Annotated in this window: 20 protein-coding genes; 7 read left to right on the top strand and 13 right to left on the bottom strand. The window is 45.9% G+C overall.

The features are described 5' to 3' along the window. Positions 1 to 319: 319 nt before the first annotated feature. The gene (locus CHA6605_RS16180) at positions 320 to 949 is read right to left on the bottom strand and encodes a hypothetical protein (RefSeq protein WP_015160493.1); all 630 of its coding nucleotides are present in this window, start codon (positions 947 to 949) and stop codon (positions 320 to 322) included. 197 nt (positions 950 to 1,146) lie between these two features. Then, positions 1,147 to 2,178 carry a pyruvate dehydrogenase (acetyl-transferring) E1 component subunit alpha gene (pdhA, locus tag CHA6605_RS16175; protein ID WP_015160492.1) on the bottom strand — a complete coding sequence of 344 codons (1,032 nt, stop codon included), beginning with the start codon at positions 2,176 to 2,178 and terminating at the stop codon, positions 1,147 to 1,149. A 691-nt stretch (positions 2,179 to 2,869) separates the two neighbouring features. Between pdhA and CHA6605_RS16170 the strand changes: the two genes are divergently transcribed. The 4 genes from CHA6605_RS16170 (at position 2,870) to CHA6605_RS16155 (ending at position 7,617) form a co-directional block, all read left to right on the top strand. Then, positions 2,870 to 5,401, top strand: a complete 2,532-nt coding sequence (locus CHA6605_RS16170) for an IMS domain-containing protein (protein WP_015160491.1) — start codon at positions 2,870 to 2,872, stop codon at positions 5,399 to 5,401. A 10-nt stretch (positions 5,402 to 5,411) separates the two neighbouring features. After that, on the top strand, positions 5,412 to 6,341 hold the full coding sequence (locus tag CHA6605_RS16165; RefSeq protein WP_015160490.1) for an AEC family transporter: 930 nt from the start codon (positions 5,412 to 5,414) through the stop codon (positions 6,339 to 6,341). 422 nt (positions 6,342 to 6,763) lie between these two features. Further along, positions 6,764 to 7,171 carry a phosphomannose isomerase type II C-terminal cupin domain gene (locus tag CHA6605_RS16160; protein ID WP_015160489.1) on the top strand — a complete coding sequence of 136 codons (408 nt, stop codon included), beginning with the start codon at positions 6,764 to 6,766 and terminating at the stop codon, positions 7,169 to 7,171. 86 nt (positions 7,172 to 7,257) lie between these two features. Continuing rightward, a complete protein-coding gene (locus CHA6605_RS16155) occupies positions 7,258 to 7,617 on the top strand; it encodes a HesB/IscA family protein (protein WP_015160488.1) in 360 nt (119 codons plus the stop codon). A 62-nt stretch (positions 7,618 to 7,679) separates the two neighbouring features. Here CHA6605_RS16155 and leuD read toward each other — a convergent pair whose 3' ends face one another. The 9 genes from leuD to CHA6605_RS16110 form a co-directional block, all read right to left on the bottom strand. Next, a complete protein-coding gene (gene leuD, locus CHA6605_RS16150; protein ID WP_015160487.1) occupies positions 7,680 to 8,270 on the bottom strand; it encodes a 3-isopropylmalate dehydratase small subunit in 591 nt (196 codons plus the stop codon). Positions 8,271 to 8,375: 105 nt separating this feature from the next. Next, positions 8,376 to 8,768, bottom strand: coding sequence for a RidA family protein (locus CHA6605_RS16145; protein ID WP_015160486.1), 393 nt, complete (start codon positions 8,766 to 8,768; stop codon positions 8,376 to 8,378). A gap of 28 nt (positions 8,769 to 8,796) precedes the next feature. Then, complete coding sequence (locus tag CHA6605_RS16140; RefSeq protein WP_015160485.1) at positions 8,797 to 9,462, bottom strand: Uma2 family endonuclease; 666 nt, start codon at positions 9,460 to 9,462, stop codon at positions 8,797 to 8,799. A 59-nt stretch (positions 9,463 to 9,521) separates the two neighbouring features. Beyond that, complete coding sequence (locus CHA6605_RS16135; RefSeq protein ID WP_015160484.1) at positions 9,522 to 10,409, bottom strand: pentapeptide repeat-containing protein; 888 nt, start codon at positions 10,407 to 10,409, stop codon at positions 9,522 to 9,524. A gap of 150 nt (positions 10,410 to 10,559) precedes the next feature. Further along, a complete protein-coding gene (leuC, locus tag CHA6605_RS16130; RefSeq protein ID WP_015160482.1) occupies positions 10,560 to 11,966 on the bottom strand; it encodes a 3-isopropylmalate dehydratase large subunit in 1,407 nt (468 codons plus the stop codon). A gap of 47 nt (positions 11,967 to 12,013) precedes the next feature. Next, on the bottom strand, positions 12,014 to 12,430 hold the full coding sequence (locus tag CHA6605_RS16125) for an Imm1 family immunity protein (protein WP_015160481.1): 417 nt from the start codon (positions 12,428 to 12,430) through the stop codon (positions 12,014 to 12,016). A gap of 43 nt (positions 12,431 to 12,473) precedes the next feature. Continuing rightward, the gene (locus CHA6605_RS16120; protein WP_015160480.1) at positions 12,474 to 13,172 is read right to left on the bottom strand and encodes a class I SAM-dependent methyltransferase; all 699 of its coding nucleotides are present in this window, start codon (positions 13,170 to 13,172) and stop codon (positions 12,474 to 12,476) included. Positions 13,173 to 13,199: 27 nt separating this feature from the next. Next, complete coding sequence (locus CHA6605_RS16115; protein ID WP_015160479.1) at positions 13,200 to 13,982, bottom strand: sulfite exporter TauE/SafE family protein; 783 nt, start codon at positions 13,980 to 13,982, stop codon at positions 13,200 to 13,202. 175 nt (positions 13,983 to 14,157) lie between these two features. After that, the gene (locus CHA6605_RS16110; protein WP_015160478.1) at positions 14,158 to 14,787 is read right to left on the bottom strand and encodes a class I SAM-dependent methyltransferase; all 630 of its coding nucleotides are present in this window, start codon (positions 14,785 to 14,787) and stop codon (positions 14,158 to 14,160) included. Positions 14,788 to 14,950: 163 nt separating this feature from the next. Here CHA6605_RS16110 and CHA6605_RS16105 point away from each other — a divergent pair, with 163 nt between their 5' ends. The 3 genes from CHA6605_RS16105 to CHA6605_RS16100 all read left to right on the top strand — a co-directional run bounded on the left by CHA6605_RS16105 (position 14,951) and on the right by CHA6605_RS16100 (position 16,563). Continuing rightward, positions 14,951 to 15,619, top strand: coding sequence for an ankyrin repeat domain-containing protein (locus CHA6605_RS16105; RefSeq protein ID WP_015160477.1), 669 nt, complete (start codon positions 14,951 to 14,953; stop codon positions 15,617 to 15,619). 248 nt (positions 15,620 to 15,867) lie between these two features. Further along, the gene (locus CHA6605_RS34230; protein ID WP_015160476.1) at positions 15,868 to 16,005 is read left to right on the top strand and encodes a hypothetical protein; all 138 of its coding nucleotides are present in this window, start codon (positions 15,868 to 15,870) and stop codon (positions 16,003 to 16,005) included. 168 nt (positions 16,006 to 16,173) lie between these two features. Continuing rightward, positions 16,174 to 16,563: a VOC family protein gene (locus CHA6605_RS16100; protein ID WP_015160475.1), complete on the top strand. Its 390-nt coding sequence runs from the start codon at positions 16,174 to 16,176 to the stop codon at positions 16,561 to 16,563. Positions 16,564 to 16,592: 29 nt separating this feature from the next. Here CHA6605_RS16100 and CHA6605_RS16095 read toward each other — a convergent pair whose 3' ends face one another. Both CHA6605_RS16095 and CHA6605_RS16090 read right to left on the bottom strand, forming a co-directional pair. After that, entirely contained in the window at positions 16,593 to 17,285 is a 693-nt protein-coding gene (locus tag CHA6605_RS16095) for an HhH-GPD family protein (protein WP_015160474.1), read from the bottom strand. Positions 17,286 to 17,308: 23 nt separating this feature from the next. Continuing rightward, positions 17,309 to 17,896 carry a hypothetical protein gene (locus CHA6605_RS16090; RefSeq protein WP_015160473.1) on the bottom strand — a complete coding sequence of 196 codons (588 nt, stop codon included), beginning with the start codon at positions 17,894 to 17,896 and terminating at the stop codon, positions 17,309 to 17,311. Between the last annotated feature and the right edge of the window lie 46 nt (positions 17,897 to 17,942).

The raw sequence follows: 17,942 nt of genomic DNA, 5'->3' as shown, positions 1-17,942 counted from the left end.
GTTACGGAGATCGAAACTATAGCAATTCTAAATCATTTGTGAGATTCGATCTCGATCTATTTTTAACCGCTCTAGGCGCAGAGGGTGCAGAAAATAGAATAGAGATTCTCATGAATTATTTAGGATCGCTGTATGACAGTGAATTTTACAGCTTGGAGTTAAGGAGTTGCCGAATAATGATTTGGTTCCTTTGGCATTATTTAGATCGAGCTTTACCGATCGTCCTACTATTTTTTAGTCGATTACAAACGCAATCTTCATTCTGTATAACTACCCTCTAGGCTCTCATCGCAGTTCACCGCTGACAAGCGCAGGAAGTCTATTTTTTGCGTTTATATCGCCGTTGCTCGATAATTCGATCGATCCCCGAACTAGCCAGATAAGGTTTGAGTACTTGTAGTGCCCGATCGGGGATGGGTGAATTACTAATATACGCAGCGGTCGTATTTGCGCGGGTAACTGTTACTTTCCATGGGATATAGTTGCTCGCCTGAGAGCGCGAACTAAAGGTTACTTGTTGCTGCGGCGATATGATAACTTTAATCTCGATTGAGGGATAGTCATCATGCCGCAAGTTTCTCGGTTGATAAACCCCAACTTGCAGCGGCGTTTGTGCTAGTGTTGCTAAAAATTTTTTACTTACATCTGCGGGGATTGCTACTCTGGTTGTTTGCTGTTGATGAATTCCAGCGGCACCATAGCCACCGACAGCAATATGTGCGTTGCCCACGAATTTTTGTCGCTCTAGGCGTAACTTATAACGACGTAAAATTGGGGTGATATCTGAATATCCGTTCCAATCATTATAAATTTCCACTGTCTGCGCTTGCATCACTGCCGTCAGATTTGGTAGCGGTGCCTGAGTCTGACTTTGTGCCGATGACTCGATCGGTGTATGGGTGCAACCGCACAATAGTAACAGCAACAAACGTGACAGTTTTTTGCACATAGGCCAATTTTATTCAGCCGCCTGAAGTTGTATCGAATCTCTCAAGGGTGGATGTGGGTGGATGGCGAGAGGGGGCGACGGGACGGGATAAACCAGAGAACGCAGTTCCACAGCCTTCTGCCTAAAACCTTGTGTCTTTTGCCTAAAGCCTAAAGCCTAAAGCCTAAAACCTAAAACCTAACGCCTACCCCCTAAACCTAATCCTCAGCAAAAATGTACCGACGCAGTTCGCGGGGATCGGGTTCCGGACTGTTTTCGGCAAACTCTACCGAATCATCGACTAAATCTTGAATTTCGCGATCGAGTGCGGCAAGTTCGTCGGCTGTTGCCAAACCTTCGGCAATTAAATAATTAGCTAATTTCTTAATCGGGTCGCGAGCGAACCAGAAATCTTTTTCTTCCCTAGGTCGGAGTTCGTCGGGATCTGCCAAGGAGTGGCCGCGAAAACGGTACGTGAGGGCTTCGATTAGAGTCGGCCCTTCCCCAGCCCGCGCGCGGGCAACAGCCTCTTTAGCGACGCTATAAACGGCCAATACGTCCATGCCATCGACTTGCACCCCGTGCATCCCAAAGGCAGCACCTTTAGTATAAATTTCCGGTACGGAGGTAGCACGTTCGTGAGACATCCCAATCGCCCACTTATTATTCTCGACGACATAAATCATCGGCAACTTCCACAATGCTGCCATATTCAGACACTCAAAGAATTGTCCGTTATTGGCCGCACCATCGCCAAAGAAACAAGCCGAAACCAAATCGGAACTGGCATCTCCCAAAGCCTCGCGGCGATATTTACTGGCAAAAGCAGCACCCGTCGCGACGGGAATCCCTTCAGCTACAAAAGCATAACCGCCCAATAACCGATGTTCTGCCGAAAACATGTGCATAGAGCCGCCACGCCCTTTGCTACAGCCAGTCTCCTTGCCAAATAATTCGGCCATCACTTCGCGCGGTGGGACGCCAGCACTGAGGGCGTGAACGTGATCGCGGTAGGTGCTAGAAACATAGTCCTGTCCGGGACGCATCGCTTTAATTACGCCGGAAGATACGGCTTCTTGCCCATTGTACAGATGGACAAAACCAAACATTTTGCCTCGATAGTACATTTCCGCACATTTATCCTCAAAAAAACGACCGAGGATCGTATCGCGGTATAACATCAAGCCTTCTGCTTTGGTGATTTCTCCCGACTTTGGCTCAAATGCGGGTAAAGTTCTCTCTTGAACCATTAGTTTGTTTTATCCACTTGTATGCGATCGATATTGTCCCCTATTTGGGGCAGAGTGGCTAGTCACCTAAGTTGCTAGTTATAGGATTTAGAGGCTAGAAGGTAGGGCGTAGGGAGTAGAAAGCGGGAAAAATGCTAGCATTTTTTAACTACCCTTTACCCTCTACACACACTAATAACTAGTACTATGCGGCAGAAATTAACCAACCATTTCTTTCCCCGCTCCCTGCAAAATAGTAACCTTATTTGCGCCGTAGACTACTAGTAACTTGCACTAGAACTGCCATGGCAAAAATTATAGATTAGATCGGGTCGCTTATTGACGCACCGAAATTGGCGTCGCTGGAGAGCCAGCCGTAAAACTCGAACACATGTTTAGAACTGATTGCCCTCTAGCCTTTACCCAATTCCTAACTCTCGATCTAGCTGGCAACTTACGTTAAATAATTGCCTAGCGGTCGATTGTAGCCGTATCGATCGAAAGTTGTGATGTTATGTTATGTTTATTCGTAGGTTTTCAACAAGCTCAGATTTCGTTAACTTTTAGCGTAATCTAGTCTCTAGTGCGGGCGTGCATCGACGGCACCAATCCCACCAGCAGCAATAGCACGATCGGTTGCTAAACTAGTCTATTTTCCGAGCTAAAGTCGATAACTGTTAACTGTGTCGTTCATGGTGTGTATAGGTGAACTGTGCGAATCCCGCTTGATTATTATCAGATTTTGGGCATACCCGAGAGCGATCTATCGGAGCTAGAGCAGGCATATCAAGATCGCTTGCTTCAATTGCCCCAGCAAGAATACTCTGATGCTGCGATCGAATCTCGCAAACGGCTGATTACTGTGGCTTATGAGGTATTAAGCGATCCACAGCAACGGGAACGATATCAACAAAGTCAGATCGAGAGGCTTCAAATCGAAGCAGACGCTCCCGCTGGCGATGCGAGCAACTTTGCGGCTAATTCCTTACACCTGCGTCCAGAGCTGGACATCGCCGCCGAACACTTTTTGGGCGGATTGCTGATTCTATTCGAGCTGGGTGAGTATGAGGAAATTAATAGTATTTGTATGCCCTACCTGGGTAATAACGGGCGCAGTAGTAATAGTGGGAGCCTGCATCCCCAGCCACAGATTGCCGTGACTCCCAGCGGCAATCTCAAAGCCTCCACAGCTCGCCACGAACCAGTGCCATTGGCCAAAGTCAAACAGACTGCCAACGGCACTCATATCATCCCCCTCAAGCCAGATATCGTTCTGGCGATGGTTTCCTCATTTTGGCAATTGGGCGAGCGCGAATGGCGAGATGGCTGCCACGAAGAAGCTGTAATTCACCTTGAAACTGCCAAGAAAATTCTGATTCAAGAAGATTTATTTCCACAAATTCAAGGTGAAATCGACAGGCGGCTCGATCGATTGCGTCCGTATCGGATCGCATCGCTAGTCTCGTTACCACTCGATCGCCACGAACAGCGGCGGCAGGGGATTCAATTCCTCGAAGAATTGCTCGATAGTGCTTGCACGAATGAGGTTAAATGTCAAGAACGTTTTGCACTCAATAGCGAGAGCGCGATCCCTTTCATCCACGAAACTCTGCCCCACCTGACTGCTGCCGAACAACGCAATTTATTCAGTCAGTTAGCGCGAGATTCCGATCGAGGGGCGACGGCGTTGAATGTCATGCAATTGGCATGTACGTACTTACACGTCCACGCACTGATCGCCCAAGGCTTTACCTATCGCAATCCCCAATCGATCTACACCGCCCAACAAATCTTGCAGTATCGGCTCAGTCAACGCATCGATGTGGCGATCGAGCAAGCAATTTGCGCCCTCCTATTGGGTCAAACCGAAGAAGCCAACCAAATCCTGGTTTCGGCCCCAGAATCAGCCCCGCTATTGACGATCCGCCAACAATCGCAAGGATTGTCCAATTTTATTAGAGGCTTGTGCTGGTATATCGAATCGTGGTTGAAAGATGAAGCTTTTCCCTGCTTCCGCGATTTACTCACCAGCGATCCTTCGCTGGAAGCTTATTTTAACGATCGAGACGTCCAAGATTTTGTCGATCGAGTACCTGCGACCGATCGCCGCGTCACGAGTTGGGCAGACGATACACCCAAACTGATCGACGTACCGCCCTCTGGCGATCTGTCGGGAGCGATGGACTTCGATCGCTCTACAACCAGGGAGATCGTAGAGCCAGTTACAGCTACCTATTCAACCAGATCTAGCCTGCGCCGACCCAACTCGCTCAATACTGTATTGCAAACCCCTCCAGATCGGATCGGCATTGGCAATATTACCCCTGCCGTGCGCGTCGAACAGCCACTCCCACTAGTTCCAGAGCCGCTGCCACTAGATCCTAACAACGAGCCAGACACTAATGTGATTCAGTTCGAGCGCGAACGTCAACGCCGTCGATCGATGCCTACCGCACGGACGATCGACGGCCAATTCGAGCAACTTTATCCGAACGAACCGCTCCCGACAATTACCATCCAGACATCCAGCCAACTAGTACCAGCGAGCAAATCCGGACAACTAGCCAAAACTAGTCATAAGTCCAGCACGCTCGTTCGCCCCCGTCGGGTTCGCCGCAGACCCAACATTCCGCGCATTTTATTGGTCGGCACGGGTGGAGTAGGCTTTTTGTGGGGAACGGCTTGGTTGGCGGGAACTGCCTTCCAAGCTGTGAGTAATCGCATCTCTACCCCATCGGTTGCCACATCTCCAGACAATCCGCGTCCAGATCGATCTCCACAGATAGCAGTGCCATCACCACCTGCACCCGCGTCGCCACAACTACCACCCAGCGATGGCGTGTTGACTAGCGAGATTGCCAAACAGACGATCGAGAAATGGCTGAGTGCGAAAACCAAATCGATGGGGCCAGAACATCAAGTCGCCCAATTAGAAGCTGTGTTGGCCGAGCCAGCATTGTCTAGCGCGCTCGATCGTGCCAAAACAGCTAAGGCAGATGGCGTACATTGGCAGTACGAGCATCAGAATATTGGCATCTCGTCGATTTCTCAACCCAATCCCCGCGCGAACGTCGCCACCATCCAGGCCAGAGTAGAAGAAAATGCTCGCTACTATCAAGGAACGCAATTGAATCCGAATAATTCTTATTCCAAACAACTGCTGGTTCAATACAATTTTGTCCGTCAGAAAGATAGCTGGTACATTAAAGACATGGGTGTCGTCAAACAACTAAGCAGCCAATAGTAACCATTTAATGCTCGATCGTCTCGTTGATGCCTACGCGCCGCTAATTGGTTGGACGGGGCTAGGTATTGTTTCGGTAAGGTTTTTGCCTACTTCTTTTCCATATTGGCTCGGACGCGGACTATATTGGATCGGAGTGCCGATCGAAATTTTCTCGCTAGCTCGTCAGACTACCTTTGACGAACGCGCCCAATTAGCACCAGCAATTACCATCGGTTCGCTACTTTTGGGCTTAGGATTGGGATGGCTCAGTCTCCAGATTTGGCAAAAATTACAGCCAGAACCAGCACCACCCGGACTCAAAGGCAGTTTACTGATCTCTTCGATGCTGGGTAATACTGGTTTTGTCGGTTTGGCGATCGTCCCCTTTTTTGTCTCCGAAACAGACTTAAGTTGGGCGGTGCTATATAGCGTCACCCAAAATGTTTTTGGGACTTATGGCTTAGGAGTAATCGTCTCTAGTTATTACGGTCGCCAAGGTGCTGCCACCAATCGCTGGTGGACGCAGTTTCAAGATCTGCTCCGAGTGCCCTCTCTGTGGGGCTTCGCACTAGGTTCGCTCACTCGGAGCTGGCAGATACCAAATGTTGTCGAAACCAGCCTTCATGCCTCGATTTGGGTGGTAATTCCGGGAGCTTTTATCCTGATGGGCATTCGCTTGAGCCAGATCCAAGGCTGGCAAAGTCTAAAACTAGCATTATTACCCGCGATCGTCAAAACGATCGTCATGCCGACCATCGTGGGGATTGCAATCACAACAATGGGCATGAGAGGCGATCCCCGCTTGGGTTTGGTACTAATGTCAGGGATGCCGTGCGCTTTTGCCGGATTGATTCTGGCTGAGGAGTACAATCTTAATGGCAATCTGGTCGCTAGTAGCATTATTGTCAGTACGTTGATTTTCCTCGCGATGATTCCAGTGTGGATTTATATTTATTAACCTAAGTTGCTAGTTATAAGTTATTGGTCAAGGATAGAGAGTAGGGAGTGGAAAAAATACTAGCATTTTCAGTCCTACCCTCTACCCTCTATCGTCTGCCTTTCAAATGCGAGCTTCGAGCGAATATTCATCGACGAATTAATCTCAGATCTAGCTGAGTGAATTAGGTGAGTTTTGAGCTAAGATTGGGCAAATAACACTTGCTAAGAGCAAATCAATTGTCTTTTAGAGACACTACGCGAACGCAAAGAAGATGCTATTTTGTGATTAAAGAGTCCTAAACTCTTACACGAGCGTTATTTTAACTCGGTAGATCGGTATATTTGTCGATTCGGAACATCTACCACTCTTGATACAGTAGTTAGTGGCTAATCCGCTCAGTTCGATCGCCCGATCCTCAGAATTCACTACTTCCTATATTTATGACTCCAACCAAAACAAGTACTCTCATCCCCGCACCACCATTGCCTACAAATACTGTCGCCGCCACAGAATTGCGTCCGTGGGGTTCATTTACAATCCTTGAAGAAGGCAGAGGACACAAAATTAAGCGGATCGAAGTCAAGCCAGGACATCGCCTCAGCCTGCAAATGCACTACCACCGCAGCGAACACTGGATCGTGGTCTGCGGCACTGCGATGGTAACTTGCGACGAGAAAACAGAAATTCTCCACAGCAATCAGTCTACCTATGTACCTGCTTGCACCAAGCACCGTCTCGAAAATCCTGGCGTGATTCCGTTAGTAATCATCGAAGTCCAAAATGGTGAGTATTTAGGTGAAGATGATATCGTCCGGTTTGAAGACGACTATGCCAGAAACAACAGCTAAGCGTTATATTAGCGATCTTCATTCCCTATGATTCCCTCACTTGTGAGGGAATAGGGTTATTTTTATAGACCCGATCGATATAAGCAATGATTGAGATTAGCAAAGCAGCAATCGCCGAAATCCACAGAATGCAAACAGTACGCGCTCGACCTGAGAGTAAATTTCGAGTCAGTTTTGGCAATGGGGGCTGCGAAAAATTTTACTACACGATCGATCTTGCAGACTCGATTGCCGAAACCGACAGGGTTTATGAGGTAGACGGAATCTCGGTATTAATCGATGGTCAACACTTAGGATATTTAGAGCATCTCAAGTTAGATTATTCCGAAGATCTCATGGGCGGAGGCTTCCGGTTTGAAAACCCCCTGGCTACTACTGTTTGCGGCTGCGGTAACTCTTTTTCGATCGAGCATGTCGAGTCCGAACGCTGGCAATTGCCGACTTAGGGTGTAGAAGTTAGAGAATTGAGAGCTTGGACGCAAGCGTCTTCCCGTCCCCAGCCCGCTTATTACCAAGCAACATAAGGTAGCTTTGCTGCTGTAACTTTCGTCCGAGCTAAATTGGCTACCAATTGTCCGCAAGCATCCCAGGTGCCGTTGGTTAATTGCTGACGGGAGCCTTCACCGATCGATACAGGAGCGGTAAAGTCACCACATTGTACCTGTAAAGCGTTGAGATCGACTGTAACTGGAGTTTTGGGCTTATCCCGCAAGATCTCTTGCAGGCGGGTAGTAGTGGCGGGATTTGCCGTCAGACAGGGGATGCCCATCGCGACGCAGTTGCCAAAGAAGATTTCGGAGAAGCTTTCACCGATAATTAATTTGATGCCCCATTTAGCCAGGGCTTGAGGTGCGTGTTCGCGACTAGAACCGCAGCCGAAATTGCTATTTACAACTAAAATGTTTGCACCTTGGAATTGGGGTAAATCGAAAGGGTGTTCGCCTTTGAGTTGAGTGCGATCGTCTTCAAATACGCTAGCACCCAAGCCGTCGAAGGTGACGCAGCGGAGGAATCGGGCGGGAATAATGCGATCGGTATCGATGTCGTTGCCTGTCAAGGGGATGGCGGTACCAGAGATGCTGGAGATTTGGCTATTCATGGCTAAGGGAGTAGAGAGTAGAGAGTAGAGGGTAGGAAATAGGGGCGAAATCCCCTCCCAGGAGGGGTGCCCGTAGGGCGGGGTGGGTAAGATCTCGGCTAATGACTAATCCTGCACGATCGCTTCAGCTTCGATTTCGATCAGAATATCGGGGGAAATCAGGCGGCTGACTTCTACCATGGCGGTAGTGGGGCGGATTTCGCTGAAGAATTCGCCGTGGGCTTTGCCGATGAGTTCCCATTCGTCGATATTTGTGCAGTAGATGCGGGTGCGAACGACATCTGAGAGGCTGGCTCCGGCTTGTTGGAGGGCAGATTCTATATTGAGGATGATTTGTTTGGTTTGGGCGTAAACATCACCGATACCGACTAGTTCGCCTGCGGCGTTGGAGGCGGTGGTACCGGAGACGTGGATGGTGTTACCAATTTTGACAGCGCGGGAATAACCGATGATTGGTTCCCATTTCGATCCGGTAGAAATATTTTGACGTTGTGACACGATCTTTATCCTAATATGAGTTTAGTTATTATCCTTGAAATTGACTCATCAGCCATTTACCAACTTGAGATTGGTCTTGTTCTTTGCTGAGGTTTAATGCTTCGGTAATCGTAGCGATCGATAGTCCCGGCAATACTAACGATGTGTCGATGCGTTTGCTACCTCGATACTCCGAAGGAGAGGCTCCGCCATCGAACATTTCAAAAGCATAAATTAGAGAATTTTGCACGTCTACTACCCAATATTCAGAAATACCCATTTCTTCATATAACAAGCGTTTCGCACCAAGATCGTCTTCAAAAGTAGTATTAGAAATCTCAATCACTAAGTTTGGAATAGCTTGTTCGTCTAGATTAACAACAGATTTACCTGTTGGTGCTAAATTAGCTCGATCGCCAATATAGAACGAAATATCTGGCTGACATTCTCTAACTTCAACTTTACGATAGCTACAGCCAATTAAACCTTGAATTGGAATTCCTTTGATCATGCAGAATAATGTAACTGCTAAATAAATAAGTCCATTATCACTAGCATGGTCGGCACCTGTTGGCATATCCTCAATCCTCATGTAGCCGCTATAGTAGTAGCCTTGATTTTGTTCGCGATCGGGGGGATCGATCGTCGAGATATATGTCTCCCAATCAGCCTTTCTCCAAGTATTAGTTGTTGTTTTTTCCTGTAGTTGAATCATCGCAGTCACTACCTATTTATATTACGAAGAATATCAATCTATAATATTTCTATTTAAATTTATTCCTCTTGCTCATCATCAAGCTCTTCCTCTTCGTCTGCACATCCATCATCTCGAATAGTTCCATCTGGCATAGTTGTATTGCAAAAGGTAGCCATGCGAGTTTGAGCATTAGCAAGATTAGCTTGTTCGAGATCTGCATCTGTTAGATCTGCATAATCTAGATCGGCATTTTCGAGATTTGCTTGGAAGAGAACAGATCTGCTCAGATCTGCATACTGAAGATTAGCATTGCTTAGATTTGCTTCACTTAGATCGACATCACTTAGATCTGCATATTGAAGATTAGCATCGCTTAGATTGACTTCACTTAGATCGACATCACTTAGATCTGTGTTTCTTAAATCGCTTTTCTGTAAATTAGCCCCTGCCTCGATCGATATTGCGATTGTGGCTAACTTCCCATAAATCTCCTCACCAGTCAGAGACTCATAGCCTGACTCATAGATACAATCGTCAAAAATAGTTTCTGAGTCATAAAGACATCCACTGAAATCACTATAGTCTACCTTGGCTTCACTAAAATCAGCTCCCTGCAAGTTAGTTCTGGTTAAGTCAACCCGATGTAATTTAATTCCTTTTAAGTTTGCTTCTCGAAGATTAGAATTTTCAAATGAAGAAAATGATATGTCGGCATTTTCTAAATTAGCTCCTCTTAGATTTGCATCATTCCATCCAGATTCAAATAATCTTACACCTCTCAAATCTACATTACATAGATTTGCCCCTGACAAACAGGTTTGGTCGAAATTAACACGAGCTAGACTAGCACCTTCAAAATCAATACCGTTTAAATCTTGCCCACTTAGATCTTCATCATCTAAGACAACACCTTTGAAATCTCTCTCGCCAGCCTCATAGCATTGAATTAGTTCTTTAGCGTACATAAATTTTAGGGAATTTCATTCTAAAATCTAAAGTAGATACTAGTGGGGTAGGGCGGGTTTGTTCGAGCATTGCTGTTAAAAGCGAATATTTCCAGCATAAACCCACCCCTACGACTCGATCGCACATTTCCCCACTAGAAAAATATTATTTTAATTCATCAATTCCCGCACGTCGGTAACTTTACCCGTCACCGCCGCCGCGATTACCATTACAGGTGACATCAATAATGTCCGCCCCGACGAAGAACCTTGACGACCTTTGAAATTACGATTGGAAGATGATGCACTGAGTTGTCGTCCGACTAATTTGTCGGGATTCATTGCCAAGCACATCGAGCAACCCGCCTCGCGCCATTCAAAGCCTGCGTTTTTAAAAACCACGTCTAACCCTTCGGCTTCGGCTTGTTTTTTCACCCGTTCGGAACCAGGGACGATGAAGGCTTTGACTCCGGTGGCTACTTGTTTGCCAGCGGCGAATTTGGCGGCTTCACGTAAGTCAGTGATGCGTCCGTTGGTGCAGCTCCCAACGAAGCAAACATCGACTTTAGTGCCGATAATTGGTGCGCCTGGAGCGAGATCCATATACTGATAAGCTTCTTCGGCGATCGCGCGTTCGTCTACAGGCATCTGTGCTACTGTCGGGATGGGTTCGTCTACGCCGATACCTTGAGCGGGGGTGATGCCCCAGGTGACTGTGGGGGCAATTTCGGCGGCATCGAAGACGACGACATCATCATATTCGGCATCTTTATCGCTGCGGAGGCTTTCCCACCAAGCAATGGCTTTGTCCCAATCGGCTCCTTTGGGGGCAAAATCGCGATCTTTGAGATAATCATAGGTGACTCGATCGGGATTGATATACCCACAGCGCGCGCCACCTTCGATCGCCATGTTACAGACGGTCATTCGAGCTTCCATATCCATGTTTTCAAAGGTAGTGCCTGCAAACTCATAAGCATAGCCAACGCCGCCTTGGACGCCGAGTTTGCGGATGATATGGAGGATGACGTCTTTGGCATATACCCCTGGTTGGAGGGTGCCATTGACTTCGATTTTGCGGACTTTTAATTTACCTAAAGCCAAGGTTTGGGAGGCTAGAACGTCCCGTACCTGAGAGGTACCAATGCCGAACGCGATCGCGCCAAATGCACCGTGGGTAGAAGTATGACTATCTCCACAAGCGATCGTCATTCCTGGCTGGGTTAGCCCTTGCTCTGGGGCAATTACATGGACGATGCCTTGGCTACCAGAACCGACGTTATAGAAGTGAATGCCATGCTCTTTGGTGTTATTTTCCAGGTGTTGCATCATCTCTTCGGCAAGGCTATCGGCGAGGGGGCGCGATTGGTCTTCGGTGGGTACGATATGATCGACGGTGGCGACGGTACGTTCGGGATAGGGTACTTTCAATCCGCGATCGCGCATCATGGCAAAGGCTTGGGGACTGGTGACTTCGTGGATTAGGTGTAAACCGATGAATAGTTGGGTTTGTCCCGATGGTAAGGTGGCGACAGTATGTGCGTCCCAGACTTTATCGAATAAGGTGTTTTTGCTCATGGTTTTAATTAGGGGATAGTGGATAGTGGATAGTGGATAGTTTAATCTCAATTATCTTGACTGTAATTACGCCATGTTAATGTCCTGTCTAATTGTCCTGTTTCTACATAAGTTTTAATTGCCTTTAATACCATCTCAAAATCTACGATCCGATCTTTGGACTTTCCAGAAGTCTGTCCAGAATAAAACATTACTGTTTCTTTCGATGATTCATCTGCATTAACCAATTTATTACTATCAGTGCCATCATTGTGGAGCGTACAAATAAAAGTGTTGTTCTCACCACCACATACACTCATAAACTCAGAATCTTCGATTTCATTCACGTCTGGATATAGAAACATCATGTGTTTACTACAACCATTCATCATTTTTAGATATAAGATAATTTTCTCCCAGCTAGGATAAGTGATATCTTCTTCAATTCCGTCTTCAGTTTCAACCCATATTCTTTTTACATACATATCCAATCATATAGCAACAATAATAAATACACTTGCACCCACTTCACGTATTATCCAATCGTTGATAGACAGTCCGAAATCGGCGGGGCGAACCTGATTCTAAATTATCGATAAAATCTTCAAAAGATACTTGAGTCAATCCGCTGGTTGTAAATCTATTCAGTTCATCTTGAGTGAGAGGGAATGGTAAATTATCGCAAGCATCTTCAGAGTTTCGACCGCGACAGACGACTAATAGTTTACCGTTGGGGGCGACGAAATTACCAATACAATCGATCGCCTGTGGGCGAATATTTGCAGGTAATGCTTGGATTGTATAAATTTCAATGACGAGATCGAAACTTAATTTCCAATCGGCTGGAGCGGTAAATAAATCGACAACTTGATAATTTACCTGCGAGTCTGGGAATCTTTGATGACACCAATCGATCGCGGTTTGAGATAAGTCGAATGCGGTTACTTTAGCACCGAATTGAGCTAGATATTCGGCATCATCACCTAACCCACAACCGACAACTAATACCCGTCGATCTTGCAAGACTAACTTAGATTGTTCGTTGGCGGAGCCTCTCCAAGAGAGAATCCAGTCGGACAACCAATAATTTAGTTCTCGATCTGCCCACGGAATTGCATCGGCATTCCCAGCAGCTTCGGCGTAAAGTTTTTCAAACCAACCAGTATAATCTCCTTGCTGATAAGCTGCTTGTGATAGCTCGTAAACTCGCGATCGATTGTTAATCATAAGTTTTATTTCCTAAGCATATTTAAACTAACTGCGAATGAAAAAGTAGGTAGTCATAGCTATAGCAACGATCGATACAAATCGCCTGACAATTATTGATGGAATCTGTCGGGCAAAGTTGGCGATAAAGTAGCCACCGAGAGCACCGCCGATCGCCATTATAATTGTTTGCTTCCAAGCGATAATACCTGCGAACAGAAAAGGCACGATCGCGATGCCATTGATACAGGTTGCTAAAAATGACTTTAACGCATTCATCGCATGAATATTTTTAATATTGAAAAAAGTTAAAGTTGCCAACATTAAAATTCCAATTCCCGCGCCAAAGAAGCCGCCATAGATTGAAATTATTAGTTGTGCGGTAACTAAATAAATTAGTCGCGGTGGCTGAGATGAATTTGTCACATCGAACGATTGCAACCATTTTTTGAAGGATTCACCGAAGATAAATACAATAGTTGCCAGTAATAGTAAATAGGGAATTAGCTTTTTAAAAACATCGGCAGATGTATATAGTAAGGCGATCGATCCAAACAATCCACCTGCTAGACTAACGATACTTAAAATCAGCATAGTTCGTCGATCGACATCCAAATCGCGGCGGTACGCGCCCGCACTTGCCAAACCAGCCACCCAGAGGGCAGTATTATTGGTAGCGTTAGCCGCGATCGGCGATATGCCAGTAAAAATTAGCGTCGGAAAGCTAATGAAACTTCCTCCACCAGCTACGGCATTCAATCCGCCTGCAATAAAAGCAGTCGCAAATAACAACAAACCATTGAGATATGTAAGTGGCGGTGCGATCGGCATTATATTAGCCTTTAATTAAACGCCTCCGAATAAATTCGGGGCTAGTGTTGCAAAGTCCGCCTGCGCGGACTAATTAACTAGTCCGCGCAGGCGGACTTTGCATCATGAGCAGCGGTTTCCAACCGCTGAGGTTATCGATAACTACCTAGATTACTCGATCGCGATCGACTATTAATTAATTTGGTTTGATTCCAATTAATAGAGCCAGCTCTAACCATTTCCAATAACAATCTACATCGTTAAATCCAATCTCCCTTAGATACCCTAATTGAGTTTCGACATCGAGTAATTTATTCGATGGATCTTCATTTTCGGGTGTATAACCAATCTTAGTTAGGAACTGAATATGAATATTTTGATTGGGTGAGGCAACGTGTTCGAGATTGGTAAATACGCCGCCGGGGGTTAATAAATTAAATATTTCCTCGTATAGCGAACGCTTACGATCGTGGGTGACATGATGGATGGCAAAACTCGAAACGATCGCATCAAACTTGCCAAGATCTGGTAATCGATCGTCTAAATTATGACTGATGATTTCGATCGATTTATCATCTTGAAATCTCGCTCTAGCCTTTTCCAGCATCACTGGTGAAAAGTCTAACGCAATTCCTGTCGCCTGGGGTCGATCGATTTTTAGTAATGCCATCAGTCTCCCGTCGCCAGTACCCAAATCGAGAATTCGTTGGGCAGTTTTTGGGATATAGTCCAGTAAGACAGCTTCACCCTCGGTTCGATGGGCAATACTATCTGCTTTGGCTAGATAGCCGAGGGCATGTTCGGTAGTAGACCATAGATTTACCATGATGTTGCGCGTAGGCTGCGGTAATGGTTGCTGTGGAGTTGTATCACTACTATAGACAAAGTGTTTATGCTTGTCCAATATATATTAAGGATATTATTAATACTTTTAAAGTATCAATCTCGAACACAGCTTGCCAAAACGATAATCCCGATATTTTCTAAATATGTCTGAGTCCACAGTATTTAAAATCTGCCTAGTTATTACCGCACATTTAGTCTTAATAAGTCATCCAACTTTCGCCGCAATTTTGACAGGGGCACATATTGCGATCGAAAGCAACGAGCGTCTAGCAACTCCAAATAACCTATATTTAACTCAATCTACTAGCGAGCAAGGTAAAGAAATAGAAGATCCGATATTTGAAGATGTTGTCTCGAATCGAATCGAGAAACTAAAGCAATTTCTCAATTCGGGTGGTAGCCCCAATCGTTATTTTCATGCAGCAATTAATGCAGGTGCGATCGATAGTGTTAAAGTTATGCTGGAGCGCGGAGCAAATGTCAATCTGGCTGGCGAGGAAGGTGTAACACCCTTAATGACTGCTGCAAGAGTGACTTATCGGGGTGGCTTAGAAATGACTGAGTTATTAATTAAAAAAGGTGCGAATGTTAATGCTAAAGCTAGTAAGGGTAGTACGGCTTTAATGTATGCGTCTTGGGGTGTAGCAGACCATTACCAAGATGAATATGTAAAAGTTGTGCGGCTATTAATTAAAAATGGTGCTAAAGTCAATGTTAAAAATAAGATAGGCGATACACCTTTGAGTATTGCTAGGAAAGGTAAGTGGCAAAAAATAGTTATAGCATTACAAAAAGCAGGTGCAAAAGTGTAATTAAATTATGCTTTAATTGAGGTAGTGGTAATTTATGAATTACCACCTTAGTATCTTATCGGTACCTAGATTGCCAGCAATTCCAAATTCAAACCTATTCGTATATCTCGTAGGGGCGGGTTTATGCTAGCTAGTCCAGATTTGTACTAATCAATACTAACCCATCCCGCCCAACCCCACTAGCAAAGATAGATTATCGGTGAAAAATCGGTGAAATATTTTGAATTTGGAATTGCTGCTAGATTGCTATGCTCAGAGAAATCGATTTCAATTTATGGGTTGTCGAAAAGCCATTTAAGTATTTTGGATTGGAAGTAGGTACGAGAATGACGATCGGGCGATTGATTGATGGCAACCGAGCTAGTCGATTCCATTCTGCCACATAAAACTTCACATAGCGTTCGCAGTAGTACCCATCTCGATTTCAACATCATACAGAGATTGCTCCCCACCTTTGTTAGTAAATTTGTATACCCACCTGCTTGACGACAGTACAAAGAAACTGCAAAAGTACGCATGTACGTAGCATTGCTGCCACGAGCAGTTGAAATCTGATGACGAATTTAATGCAACAGCATGGTGCTTTCAGTTGGTGCGAACTAATGACAACCAACACGACAACGGCAAAAGAATTTTATTCCCAATTATTTGGCTGGGAGATTGTCGATCGACCAGTCTCTGGAATGATGTACAGTGTCTTGAATGTAGGGGAGCTAGGTGTGGGTGGTTTGATGGAAATGCCCCCCGATATGGCTGGAATACCACCACATTGGGGTGTATACGTCACGGTGGATGATGTCGATGCTTCGGCTAAGTTGGTAGAAGATTTGGGCGGGCAAATTAAGTATCCTCCGAGTGACATTCCGGATGTCGGACGATTTGCAGTGATTCAAGATCCTCAAGGTGCTGTGTTATCGATTATTTCTTACCCGTCTAATTCATAAATACCGATAATGGTGGAATAGCCATCGCATTAACGATCGCTATTCCACTGACACTTAGAAGCTAGGGGACAATGTTGGCAATTTGGACTTTGAGCCTTGCAAGTCAATGCGCCAAAATCTAGCAGCGCGAGATTCCACTCTCCGACGTCGGTTTTAGGTGCGATTAAATCTGCTGCACCCCAAAGAATCTTACAGCGCGATTTGACTCTTTCCCCTTGCAAACCGAAGAACCGTTCGAGAATCCGCGCGACATTGGCATCTAATACTGCCAAAGGCTGGTTGAATGCTTGAGAACCGATAGCGCGAGCTGTGTAGTCGCCAATTCCTGGTAATTTAAGCAGTTGTTTTTGGTCTTGAGGTACCTTGCCATCATATAGCCTAATAATAATCTCTGCGGACTGCTGTAAGCGTTCTGCGCGAAAGAATAATCCCAATGGCTTGAGAATTTTGGCAACATCATCGAGGTTGGCAGCGGCTAAGTCTTGGATGGTGGGATAATGCTCTAGAAATAGTTCGTAAATCGGTGCGACTATATCGGCATCAGTTTTTTGGAGTAAAGATTCGGCGACGAGGAGATGATAGGCATCTTTAGTTCTCCGCCAGGGATAATCGCGCCGATTGACAACTCCCCAAGCCGAAAGCTGTTGTCGAAACCACTTAATTCGAGCGAGTGATGGATAATCTGATGGACCGGATTTAATTAGAGTTGTTGGGTGTGTCATCAGATTTTAATTAGCAGCGGTTATTAAGTGGGTAGCCACTTGAGTTGTCTGGGCGTGGGTGGCGTCATAGCGGCTCCTTGACTAGCTATCTGCACCAATCGACCCAACAATCCTTGGAGAGCTTTTTGACCGCTAGGTGCGTCAGTTACGGCCTTGTCTGGGCCGATTTCGCTAACTAGAGTCTTGACATAATCGTTAAAAGCATCGATCGAGGCTTGGAGTTTATTGGTGTCGATGTTGCCATTAGCGGCACGCAGTCCGCGCACAGTATCGGCTAACGTCGTGGCGGCTTTGCTAGTGGCACTATCTGCCGCTAATCCGGCAGGTAACAACGCCGCAACTAAAGGTGCTGGCGCGCCACCATTGATAACATCAAATAGTGCGGCATCGCCCACACTATTTGATGTCAGCGATTTAGAAAATTCGTCGAGCGCAGCTTGCCGCCGCGCAGCCTCGGGCGACTGAGTATTTCGCGATCGGGGAGCGGAGATGGCTTCTCGACCAGTACCATTATCATTACCGCCACCGATTTGGGCATAGACTGGGGTCAGGTCGAGCAGCATCGAACCAGTTATCGCCCCCAGCCCTAACAAGTAAGCTAAAAGTTTCATGTTTGCAATAATTATCTAGATGAATTTAACGAACATAGAAGGCTGT

The sequence above is a fragment of the Chamaesiphon minutus PCC 6605 genome, from assembly GCF_000317145.1.
GTDB lineage: Bacteria > Cyanobacteriota > Cyanobacteriia > Cyanobacteriales > Chamaesiphonaceae > Chamaesiphon > Chamaesiphon minutus.
Note: the sequence above shows the minus strand (reverse complement) of the source record. Positions and strands in the feature narration are given on the sequence as shown.

Bases quoted from the DNA above. Each gene is read 5' to 3' on its own strand.
- CHA6605_RS16125 (WP_015160481.1), bottom strand. From the start codon at position 12,430: ATGTATGTAAAAAGAATATGGGTTGAAACTGAAGACGGAATTGAAGAA.
- CHA6605_RS16100 (WP_015160475.1), top strand. From the start codon at position 16,174: ATGACGAATTTAATGCAACAGCATGGTGCTTTCAGTTGGTGCGAACTA.
- CHA6605_RS16090 (WP_015160473.1), bottom strand. From the start codon at position 17,896: ATGAAACTTTTAGCTTACTTGTTAGGGCTGGGGGCGATAACTGGTTCG.
- CHA6605_RS16180 (WP_015160493.1), bottom strand. From the start codon at position 949: ATGTGCAAAAAACTGTCACGTTTGTTGCTGTTACTATTGTGCGGTTGC.
- CHA6605_RS16165 (WP_015160490.1), top strand. From the start codon at position 5,412: ATGCTCGATCGTCTCGTTGATGCCTACGCGCCGCTAATTGGTTGGACG.
- pdhA (WP_015160492.1), bottom strand. From the start codon at position 2,178: ATGGTTCAAGAGAGAACTTTACCCGCATTTGAGCCAAAGTCGGGAGAA.
- leuC (WP_015160482.1), bottom strand. From the start codon at position 11,966: ATGAGCAAAAACACCTTATTCGATAAAGTCTGGGACGCACATACTGTC.
- CHA6605_RS34230 (WP_015160476.1), top strand. From the start codon at position 15,868: ATGCTCAGAGAAATCGATTTCAATTTATGGGTTGTCGAAAAGCCATTT.
- CHA6605_RS16155 (WP_015160488.1), top strand. From the start codon at position 7,258: ATGATTGAGATTAGCAAAGCAGCAATCGCCGAAATCCACAGAATGCAA.
- leuD (WP_015160487.1), bottom strand. From the start codon at position 8,270: ATGAATAGCCAAATCTCCAGCATCTCTGGTACCGCCATCCCCTTGACA.
- CHA6605_RS16115 (WP_015160479.1), bottom strand. From the start codon at position 13,982: ATGCCGATCGCACCGCCACTTACATATCTCAATGGTTTGTTGTTATTT.
- CHA6605_RS16135 (WP_015160484.1), bottom strand. From the start codon at position 10,409: ATGTACGCTAAAGAACTAATTCAATGCTATGAGGCTGGCGAGAGAGAT.
- CHA6605_RS16105 (WP_015160477.1), top strand. From the start codon at position 14,951: ATGTCTGAGTCCACAGTATTTAAAATCTGCCTAGTTATTACCGCACAT.
- CHA6605_RS16120 (WP_015160480.1), bottom strand. From the start codon at position 13,172: ATGATTAACAATCGATCGCGAGTTTACGAGCTATCACAAGCAGCTTAT.
- CHA6605_RS16095 (WP_015160474.1), bottom strand. From the start codon at position 17,285: ATGACACACCCAACAACTCTAATTAAATCCGGTCCATCAGATTATCCA.
- CHA6605_RS16140 (WP_015160485.1), bottom strand. From the start codon at position 9,462: ATGATTCAACTACAGGAAAAAACAACAACTAATACTTGGAGAAAGGCT.
- CHA6605_RS16160 (WP_015160489.1), top strand. From the start codon at position 6,764: ATGACTCCAACCAAAACAAGTACTCTCATCCCCGCACCACCATTGCCT.
- CHA6605_RS16110 (WP_015160478.1), bottom strand. From the start codon at position 14,787: ATGGTAAATCTATGGTCTACTACCGAACATGCCCTCGGCTATCTAGCC.